Annotated in this window: 8 protein-coding genes; 5 read left to right on the top strand and 3 right to left on the bottom strand. The window is 68.9% G+C overall.

Annotated features, from left to right (window positions below; translation table 11 throughout):
- Positions 1-658, top strand: a 658-nt coding sequence (locus Q7A36_RS36180) for a helix-turn-helix domain-containing protein (protein WP_305108654.1), incomplete at its 5' end; no start/stop codon positions are given.
- A 575-nt stretch (positions 659-1,233) separates the two neighbouring features.
- On the opposite strand, the gene Q7A36_RS36185 is transcribed toward Q7A36_RS36180, so the two are convergent.
- The 3 genes from Q7A36_RS36185 to Q7A36_RS36195 form a co-directional block, all read right to left on the bottom strand.
- A complete protein-coding gene (locus Q7A36_RS36185; RefSeq protein WP_305108655.1) occupies positions 1,234-1,644 on the bottom strand; it encodes a hypothetical protein in 411 nt (136 codons plus the stop codon).
- A gap of 62 nt (positions 1,645-1,706) precedes the next feature.
- Complete coding sequence (locus Q7A36_RS36190; RefSeq protein WP_305108656.1) at positions 1,707-3,338, bottom strand: DUF6538 domain-containing protein; 1,632 nt, start codon at positions 3,336-3,338, stop codon at positions 1,707-1,709.
- A 614-nt stretch (positions 3,339-3,952) separates the two neighbouring features.
- Positions 3,953-6,328, bottom strand: a complete 2,376-nt coding sequence (locus Q7A36_RS36195; protein ID WP_305108657.1) for a heavy metal translocating P-type ATPase — start codon at positions 6,326-6,328, stop codon at positions 3,953-3,955.
- Between the two features lie 284 nt (positions 6,329-6,612).
- Here Q7A36_RS36195 and Q7A36_RS36200 point away from each other — a divergent pair, with 284 nt between their 5' ends.
- The 4 genes from Q7A36_RS36200 (at position 6,613) to Q7A36_RS36215 (ending at position 9,374) form a co-directional block, all read left to right on the top strand.
- Positions 6,613-7,023: a hypothetical protein gene (locus Q7A36_RS36200; RefSeq protein WP_305108658.1), complete on the top strand. Its 411-nt coding sequence runs from the start codon at positions 6,613-6,615 to the stop codon at positions 7,021-7,023.
- A gap of 144 nt (positions 7,024-7,167) precedes the next feature.
- A complete protein-coding gene (locus tag Q7A36_RS36205; protein ID WP_305108659.1) occupies positions 7,168-7,674 on the top strand; it encodes a DUF6803 family protein in 507 nt (168 codons plus the stop codon).
- A 64-nt stretch (positions 7,675-7,738) separates the two neighbouring features.
- Complete coding sequence (locus tag Q7A36_RS36210) at positions 7,739-8,674, top strand: DUF305 domain-containing protein (RefSeq protein WP_305108660.1); 936 nt, start codon at positions 7,739-7,741, stop codon at positions 8,672-8,674.
- A 31-nt stretch (positions 8,675-8,705) separates the two neighbouring features.
- On the top strand, positions 8,706-9,374 hold the full coding sequence (locus tag Q7A36_RS36215) for a Spy/CpxP family protein refolding chaperone (protein WP_305108661.1): 669 nt from the start codon (positions 8,706-8,708) through the stop codon (positions 9,372-9,374).
- Positions 9,375-9,536 lie beyond the last annotated feature (162 nt).

A 9,536-nucleotide genomic window follows, 5' to 3' on the forward strand; every position in this document is an offset into this window, starting at 1 on the left:
GGACCTCCTTCGTGTTAGTTCGAGACCCACCAGCTTTGCGACGCTGATTTTGCCCTCTGAGGCGGTGGAGAAACTCCTCGAACCTCCAGCGCAATCGAGGCTGCTCCAGCGGGAATGTTCCGCCTTCCTACAGGCCCGTCCGCCCGTCTGGGATCAGGCCAAGCGAATCATCATTGCGGCGAGAGCAACGGCCAGCACCGTCCCCGGCATCTTCGACGCCGAGCAGCCGCGCTATGCATTGCGGGAAGCTTTGCTCAAGGCGGCGCACAACCTCGTCGTGTCCGAGGCGGATACAGAAATTCGCCTTCCGCACAGCACTCAGACACGACGGCGCACCGTCCTGAGAGCGGACGAGTATCTCCGCATCCACATGGACCGGCCGATCTACACGGAGGAACTCTGCGACGCCATCGGTACTTCGGCATCCGGCCTTGCGGAAGCGTTCCGAGCCGTCTTCGGCGTCACTCCGCACCGCTTCCTCAAGCTGCGGCGCATGGGCATGGTCCGCGCCGCACTGCGATCAATCGATGGGCCAATGCCGCTGGTGAAGTCCGTCGCGCTGGCGCACGGCTTCTGGCACCTCGGCCAGTTCGCGCATGACTACCGCGAGACGTTCGGAGAGATGCCTTCGGAGACTTTGGCGCGGTCACGCCGCTGAGTCGCCACGCGCAGTAGAGGCCGGGCGGGCCGTTGAAGGTCATTATTGCGCCGGCTTGGGCGATCTTGAACTGAACAGACGTTTGCCCCCTTGCCCGATCGGTGTGGGGCCCGCGGATTTTTCAACTGCACCCAAGCCGGCACAATAAGGCTGACGACGAGTGCGATCTCTCCCCGGAGATTGACCTGGCCGGCGGTGGGGAGTGCTGCATCCTGCTCGTGGTCGAGGACAACCGCATCCTCGGCAAGCACCGCTGACCCGAACGGACTGTTGCATGGTACAGCGGCATCCCGCCAAGGCAAACCGCAAGCTGAGGCATAGTGTGGCAGCCGTGGCATTGCTCGCCGCGCTCCTCCCTCTCGGGGCCTGCCACGCGCCCCGGCCGACGGACGCCAGCGCGTCCGGCCGACCGCTGGACCTAAGGAGGCCGGGTCCGAGCCTATGGCCGCCCTCGGCGGAGCGCCCTCCCTGGTTGCCGCTCCTACTGCCGGACATCCCGCGATTCCGGGTGCCGGATGACGGCTTCCGCGACAACCTGGGCTGACCACACCAATGCTGGTGCTTGGTATAGTAGGTCAGGCGGCTCTGGCCTTGAGGGCGCCGACGATCGCCGTGAGGATGGCGCCGCCTGCACCACCGCTGACGATCTGCGTAATGACCCCGCCGATGCTGAGGTCCCCGGACTGCGCCAGCAGGCCGACCTTCCCGGCCTGCACGAAGGTCCGGAAGCCGCCCTTCTCGGACGTTGGGCGGGGGTAGCAAGCGTTAGCGTAAACCACTATGCGACGGCCGTCAGGGGCGACCATCGTGCATGTCAGCGCGGGATACCGAGCTTGCAATATGAGGCTCGTCGCCTCGGTGGCCGCCAGGGCATCCTTGCCCCAACTTAGCGCGCGTTGCGCCTCGGCGATTTTCAGCCCGAAGATTCCAGTGTTCAGCCAGCCGGGCGGGCCGACTGGAACCGAGACTCCGTCGGCGTCGATCATGAGCCGGGAAGGTGCAGCAGGCTGCCGAACGAATCAAAAACGCGGTCCCTGCACTGCCTGTACTACATCGCGTGAACGAGACGCGGCACAGCGTGAACCGGCGCCGCATCCTCCGGAAAGAGGCCCTTTGGCACCTGCACCTTGGACAACTCGCGGTACAGGCGGGCCAGGGACTCGCCACGCAGTCCGTATACCCGGCCGACCGACTGGTCCGCGTGTCCCACGATGGCGTTGCGCGCGTCAGAAGGCACCTCAGCGGCCCGCAGTTCATCCTCCATTCGGTGACGCCAGGAATGGTCGGGGGCGAGCCGTTCGTCGGTTATCCCCACCGTCTCGCGTATCCATTTGCCGACGTAGTTCCAGGCCCGCCCTCCGCGCCGCCCGAACTTGTCGCACTTCTTGTCGGGAAACAGGGGGGCACTTGCTGCGACAGTCTGAGCGAAGGTCACGAAACCTTCGCAGATCAACGCCGGGTGAAGGGGTACATGGCGCGTCTGCCCGTTCTTGACGCTCTTGCCCTCGTCGTCCTCGTTGACGGCGATGTACCAGACCCCCGTTGCGGGGTCCTGTCGCACGTCCGCTCCGGACAACTGCAACACCTCGCCAGCCCGCATCCCGGTGAAGGCCATGATCCAATGCGCCCACCGCCGTCCCGCCGCCTTTTCGGACCGCGATGCTAACAGGATTTGCACCATCTGCTCGTCCGAGTAGGGGAAGCGTTGGGCGTTCTTGCTCTTGGGCAGGCGCAGGCCCTCGGTCGGATCGGATGGCAATTGGCCGTCCTTCACACCCCAGGCGAACACCTGCCGAATCATCGAGAGCCGGTTGTTGAAGGTGTTGTTGGTCAGCCCCCGATCCAGGGCATCGTCGCGCCACCGCTTCAGAGCGGCCGTCGTCACTGCGCCGGCGTCGTCATGCCCGAGGAATCTTTTGAGCGAGTTCAGAATCATCCGGGTGTCGTCGACCGTCCGAGGTTTGGCAGCGGTGATGCGTGACCACCCGCGTATCAGTTCGTCGAAGGTAACGCCCTCGCGCGCCGTGGGGCCGTGTTGCGCGGGCGGGTTGGGAGTGGCAGGGCGCGAGCCAGGGGACGGCTGGATAGGGCTGCGAGGCTCAATCGACAGGGAGATCGGCTCCAACACGCCGCGCTTTGCAGCGGCGGCTCTATCGAGTGTTCCCGGTGTAGCCCAAGCTCTCAAACCGGCCTCGACATGGGCGCGCCGTGCCAAGGGCACCATGATGTCCCGAAGAAGCCGCCAACCGCTATCGGTGGCGGTCAGGCCGGCGAGTGCTAACGCCTGCATAACGTGCGCTGCTAACCGCGCTTCGAAGCTGTCACCCTCAAGGGGCGGATGCTCAGTGCTGCCTTCTGATTGCGGCGATGCCAAGGCGGGCACCGTTCCGCCGGCAGCATCCCATTGGATGGCTCCCGTTTTCAGGGCGGCGGCCCACCTTGCAGCAATCTCGGTTGCTTGTTCCCGCGTCAGGTCGACGCGGTTTGATTGTCTACGCCATTCAGCGATCTTTGCGGTGAAAATCGCCTCCTCCTCGCGGTGGCGGCGTTTCGCCTCGGCCGGGTCCTTCGTGACCAAGGCGACACTGTAAAATTTTTTGCCTGCCACGGCCTGGACGTCTGCCGGGACTCGGGCTCGGAAGGCGAAATCGCCACTGGCGCGGCGGATTGGACGGCTCATACGGAGAACACTCACGGCAGCGTATCCCGTGTCGTATCCCAACCGCCCCTTGCTAGCTCCTTGATCTGCCTGAGGTTCAGCTTGCAGGCCGGTTTCCAGCTCTGCTGGTGCCGGGTGAGGGATTTGAACCCCCGACTGACCCGAAAGGTGCTGGTTCTTGACCCTGCCGTTCCAGGTGTATGTCGCGGCAGGTATGGCAGACGCCGGTACAGCCTCGTGCCACCCCCCCCCGTTTCCGAGTGGCTCTCCCTGCCTGCGTCGCGTCGGTCGCGCGAAGGCGGGGCTCATGCTCCCTGTGCCAGCCGAGCCAACTTCCCCGTGCCGGGGTTCGCGCATGCCGGAGGGGGGACGGTGCCAGTACGCACCAACGCGCGCGCGAATGAACAGAAATGGTACGTGGCGGCGAATGCGGGTCATTTGCCACACCAGCGGCTGGATCAGCGATAAGCTCTCGGTTGAAAACGAATCTGCGAATACAACATCATGGGCGTATCGAATCTTGTCCCGCCTGCCGCCATCCCTCCTCAACGGGGGCGACGCGCTGCATCGCCTGCTTCCGGGTCAGCACCGAACAACAGGGTCGTGCGGGCGTCTGGGCTATTCTGACCAGCGAGTCATAGCCGGATGGTCCGCAGCCGCAGGGCGTTGCCGATCACCGACACGGAGCTGAGTGCCATAGCCAGCGCCGCCACCTCGGGGCTGAGCAGCAGGCCGAGGAACGGGTACAGCACGCCCGCCGCCAGCGGCACGCCGAGCGTGTTGTAGACGAAGGCGAGGAAGAGGTTCTGGCGGATGTTCCGCATCACCGCGCGCGACAGGTGCCGCGCCCGGGCGATGCCCGCCAGGTCGCCCTTCACCAGCGTCACGCCCGCGCTCTGCATGGCCACCTCCGTTCCGGTGCCCATGGCCACGCCGACATCCGCCTCGGCCAGCGCCGGGGCGTCGTTCACGCCGTCGCCCGCCATGGCGACCACCTGGCCCTCGGCACGCAGCCCGCGGACGATGCGATGCTTGTCCTCCGGCAGCACGTCGGCCTCGACATCCTGGATGCCGAGCCTGCGCGCGACCGCCTCGGCCGTGGTGCGGTTGTCGCCGGTCAGCATGACGATGCGGATGCCGTCCGTCCGCAGGCTCTCCAGCGCCGCGGGCGTGGTCTGCTTCACCGGATCGGCCACCGCGATGACCGCGCCCGGCCCACCGTCCACCGCCAGGAACAGCGCCGTGGCGCCGTCGCGCCGGAGTTCGTCCGCCCTGGCCGCGAGCCCGCCCAGGTCCACGCCGAGGTCGGCCATGAGCCGCGCATTGCCCAGCGCCACCCGGCGCCCGCCGACGGTGCCGGTGACACCCTTGCCGGTGACGGACGCGAAGTCGCCCGGTTCCTCAACGGCGATGCCGCGCTCCTTCGCTGCCGCGACGATGGCGGCCGCCAGCGGGTGCTCGCTCGAGCGCTCCAGGCTGGCCGCCAGCGGCAGCATCTCGGCCTCGGCGAGGCCCGGCGCCGGGACCACGGCCACCACCTTCGGCTTGCCCTCGGTCAGCGTCCCCGTCTTGTCCACGACCAGCACCTGGACCCGCTCCATGCGCTCCAGCGCCTCGGCATTGCGGATGAGCACGCCCGCCTGGGCACCCTTGCCGACCCCGACCATGATGCTCATGGGCGTCGCCAGGCCGAGGGCGCAGGGGCAGGCGATGATGACCACCGACACCGCCGCGATGAGGGCGTAGGACAGCGCCGGCGACGGGCCCCAGACCGCCCAGGCGAGGAATGCCAGCGCCGCGGCCGCGATGACCGCCGGGACGAAGTAGCCGGAGACGATGTCGGCCATGCGCTGGATCGGCGCCCGGCTGCGCTGGGCGTCGGCCACCATGGCGACGATCCGAGACAGCATGGTGTCCGAGCCCACCTTCTCGGCCCGGATGACCAGGCCGCCGATGCCGTTCACGGTGCCGCCGATGACCTTGTCGCCCGGCGCCTTCTCCACCGGCATGGACTCGCCGGTGACCATGGACTCGTCCACCGCCCCGCGGCCCTCGAGCACCACGCCGTCCACCGGCACGCCCTCGCCGGGCCGCACCCGCAGGCGGTCGCCGACCTGGACCTCGGCCAGGGTGATCTCCTCGTCCGCGGCATCCGGCCGGATGCGCCGCGCCGTCTTCGGCGCCAGATTCAGCAGGGCGCGGATGGCGCCACCGGTCGCCTCGCGGGCGCGGAGTTCCAGCACCTGCCCGAGCAGGACCAGGACGGTGATGACGGCCGCCGCCTCGAAGTAGACGGGCACCATGCCTTCCATGCCCCGGACGCCTTCCGGGAAGGCACTCGGGAGGAAGGTGGCGGCCAGGCTGTAGAGATAGGCCGTGCCCGTCCCGAGCGCGATCAGGGTGAACATGTTCGGGCTGCGGTTCACCACCGACTGCCAGCCGCGCACGAAGAAGGGCCACCCGGCCCAGAGCACGACCGGCGTCGCCAGCACGAACTGCACCCAGGTCGAGATCCGCGGCGGCACGAGGTGGTGCAGGCCGAGCGCCGGGACGTGCCCGCCCATCTCCAGCACGAAGACCGGCAGCGTCAGCGCCAGCCCGATCCAGAAGCGCCGCGTCATGTCGACGAGTTCTGGATTGGGGCCCGCTTCGGCCGCGACCTCCAACGGCTCCAGCGCCATGCCGCAGATCGGGCAGTTGCCCGGCCCCTCCTGGCGGATCTGCGGGTGCATGGGGCAGGTGTAGATGGTGCCCTTCCGCGGCGGCCGGGTCGGCGCAATGGCCTCGTGGGGCTTCAGGTACTTGCCGGGATCTGCTTCGAACCTGGCCCGGCACCCGGCCGAGCAGAAGTGGAAGGTCTGCCCGGCATGCTCGACACGGTGCTTGGAGGTCGTCGGGTCAACCTTCATCCCGCAAACCGGGTCGGTGACCTGGTTGGCGTCGGCGACCGCGGTCGGGTTGCCGTGGTCGTGGTGATGGTGGTGCCCGTGGCTGCCGTGCTGCCCGCTCATGCTCGCCGCCTCCGTTCCAACCTGCAACGCGGCAGGTCCCTCGGTATGTCAGCAGCGGAAGTTCGGGTTTCCCATGGTTGGAAGGTCAAGACTGGCCAGGCCATCGATTGTTGTGTCTCGCCCCTTGACCCTACCACGGTGGGAAGCCCCATCTTCGGACAACAGGCGCGGCTGAGCCTCCCTGGAGGGCCGATGGCCACGAGGTTGATGCCCATCAACGCCACGCCGGATGCGTGGCGTAGAATGGGACGAGCGGCGATCCAGGGGTGATGGAGTTGGTGGGGATGCCGAGGGGTACGGGCAGGTTCAGGAGAGCGATCGCGGCGCTGCTCGCGCTGGCACTGCTCGTCCTGCCCGGCGCCCCCATGCGGCATGCCTCCGCGGCGCAGCTCCACGCCCAGCCCGCGGGCCACGCCCATGTCCATGACTGCCTCGGGCATGGTGAGGAGGCCACGCTGGACCACGCGCTTGCGGGCCACGACGACGATGGCCAGGCAGACCGGCACCCCGGCGACCAGCAGATGCCGGGTTGCTGCACTTCGGCGCAGTGCCCGGCCAACGTCGCCGTCCCGCCCATGCCGCCCGCTCTGCGACTGGCCCTGCCCCTTGCGCGCGTCACCGGGCCCGCGCCGCCGCCTGCGCCGGACGGCATCGGCGTGGACCCGCCCATGCATCCGCCGCGCGCCCTGGCCTGACCGGCCAGGGTTCGGCCCAGACGCCGGCGGGACCGCCCGGCGCCCGAACCTCCGTTCCCCTGGTCGGTGTCGGCCCGCGCCGGGCGCCCCGCGCGCAGGCCCCGTGACGCCCTACGACCTGATCCCATCCGGGGAACGACATCCATGACTATGACCCACTACATGGAGCTGCTGGCCACCAACCAGCCCTGGAACCTGCTGCTCTTCATGGCGGTGCCGGTGATCCTGGCCGAGACGCTGGCCATCACCGAGCTTGCCGTCCTCTTCCGGCACGACGCCGTGGGACCGGTCCGCACCGTCAACCGCTGGTCCGCCATCCTGGCAGGCGGCTACTTCGCCATCGTCTTCGCCACCCTGATGGTGACCGCAGCCATCCCGCTCACGCTGGCGGGCGGCTGGCGCGGCCCGATCGACGTGATCGCGGTCGGCTTCTACCTGTTCGGCATCGTGCCGCTGGGCGGGGTGGCGCTGCTCGAACTCGGCATCATCGGCCGCGACCGCTCCGAGCATGAGCGCATGAAGCTGCATGTCGCCTTCGTCGCGCTGTTCCTGCTCACCGCCCACGTGGCGATGATCGCCGGGATGCTCGACCCGACCCTGATCGCCGGCGACGCGATGGCGGCCGACCAGGGTCCGCACCCCACCCACTGACAGTCGGCGCGGTTGCGCGGCCGCGCACAGCACGCGGTCGCCCCCACCGAGGAGGATCGAGACCATGACATTCCGAGCCTGCCTGCTCGCCGCGGCCGCCGGACTGGCCTTCGCCACCGCTACGCCCGCCCGCGCCGCCATCGAGGAGGGCTACGACCCGACCGTCGCGCCCGTGCCGAGCACCTGGTACGAGCCCGCGAACCCGGCCGCGCTCAGGGCCGACCGCGACTACGTCGCCGGGATGCGGCCGCATCACGCCGGCGCGCTGACCATGGCCAGGGACTACCTGGCCGACACGCAGGCCAGCAGCCCGGTGCTGAAGGCACTCGCGGTGGCCATCATCCGGAACCAGAGCTTCGAGATCGGCGTGCTCGACGAGGTGTCGCGCAACCTCGACCGCCCGCCCATCGTGCTGAACCTGGGCTTCACGCGCATCTCGCTGCAGCCTTCGGCGACGGAGGGGTTGGCGCAGCTCCGGACCTTCCAGCGGTCGCCGATCCCGGGCCCGGCGGCGGCGCTGGCCGATCCCGGCGCGCCGGTGACCGCGCGGGACGTGCAGTTCGCCAAGGGGATGACGATCCACCACCAGGCGGCGCTCGACATGGCGCGCGCCTACCACGCCAACTCCGAGGCCCGGAACGGCTTCCTCGGGCTGATGAACGTGGACATCATCACCGACCAGAGCCAGGAGATCGCGCTGATGCGGCGCGTGATCGCGGCCTATCCCGGCAACCCCGACGCGGTGCGGGTGGACGCCTCCATGATCCACGGCATGGAGGGGATGCAGCATGGCGCACATGCGTCGCAGCCCGCTGGCGGGGCGGCGGCCGGGAGCGGCCATGGCGGGCATGCCGACGTGACAATGCCGCAGGCCGCTCCGCAAGCCTCCGGGCAGGGCCAGGCGGCGGAACGCACGCCGACGATGCCGAGCGCCCAGCCTGCTGCGCAGAGGGAGGCCGCACGGAACGGCGCCCACGGCCATGCCGAACACATGCACTGAACCGGCTCGTCCAGGAACTGCGGAGGACATCATGACGAACTCCAACCGCCTCGTGGCCCGTGTGGCCGCGGCGACGCTCGCCCTGGGTCTGGTCCTCGGGGAGCCCGTCGCGGCCCAGACCCCGCCGAACCAGGAGCACGACAGCCACCACCCCGACGGCGCGACGCCTGCGGCTCCTGCTCCTGCTCCAACGCCCGGTCCGGCACCGCAGCAACGGGGGATGCCGGGCATGATGGGTGGCCAGGCCATGCCGATGCAGGGCACGCCCGGCGGCCAGCCAGGCGGCGCGGCCGGGATGATGGGCGGCGACATGAGCCGGATGATGGAGATGATGCACCGGCAGATGGCCACCCGGCATGCCATGCGTCCGTTCGAGCGCATCGAGGGGCAGCTCGCCTACTACCGGGCCGAGCTCCGCATCACCGATGCGCAGCAGCCGCAGTGGAACGCCTTTGCCGATGCGGTCCGCGCCGCCGCCGGGCGGCTGCGGCAAGCCGTTACCCAGGCCATGCAGCAGGGCGCCGCGGCGCCCGCGCCGGAGCAGATGGAGCGCCGGATCGCGCTGCTCACCGCCCAGGCCGACGCGATGCGCGCCGTCCAGGCCGCGGCACGTCCCCTCTACGCCGCGCTGTCCGACGAGCAGAAGCGGACGGCCGATGCCCTGATGGAGGAGCACCTGCGGGGCATGGGAGGCATGTGATGAGCAACATGGAAGCTGCACTTATTGATCCGGCCTGGGTGATCTTGAGCTATGCGGCGTAGCGGAAGGTCTTGTGCCCGAAGAAGCTGCGGACACGGTCGGGCAGCTTCGACAATCGGCGCACGTGGCCGATGGCGGCGCGCTTGAGCTGTGCCTTGCTGC

The organism is Paracraurococcus lichenis (assembly GCF_030657435.1).
In the GTDB taxonomy this organism is placed as follows: domain Bacteria; phylum Pseudomonadota; class Alphaproteobacteria; order Acetobacterales; family Acetobacteraceae; genus Paracraurococcus; species Paracraurococcus lichenis.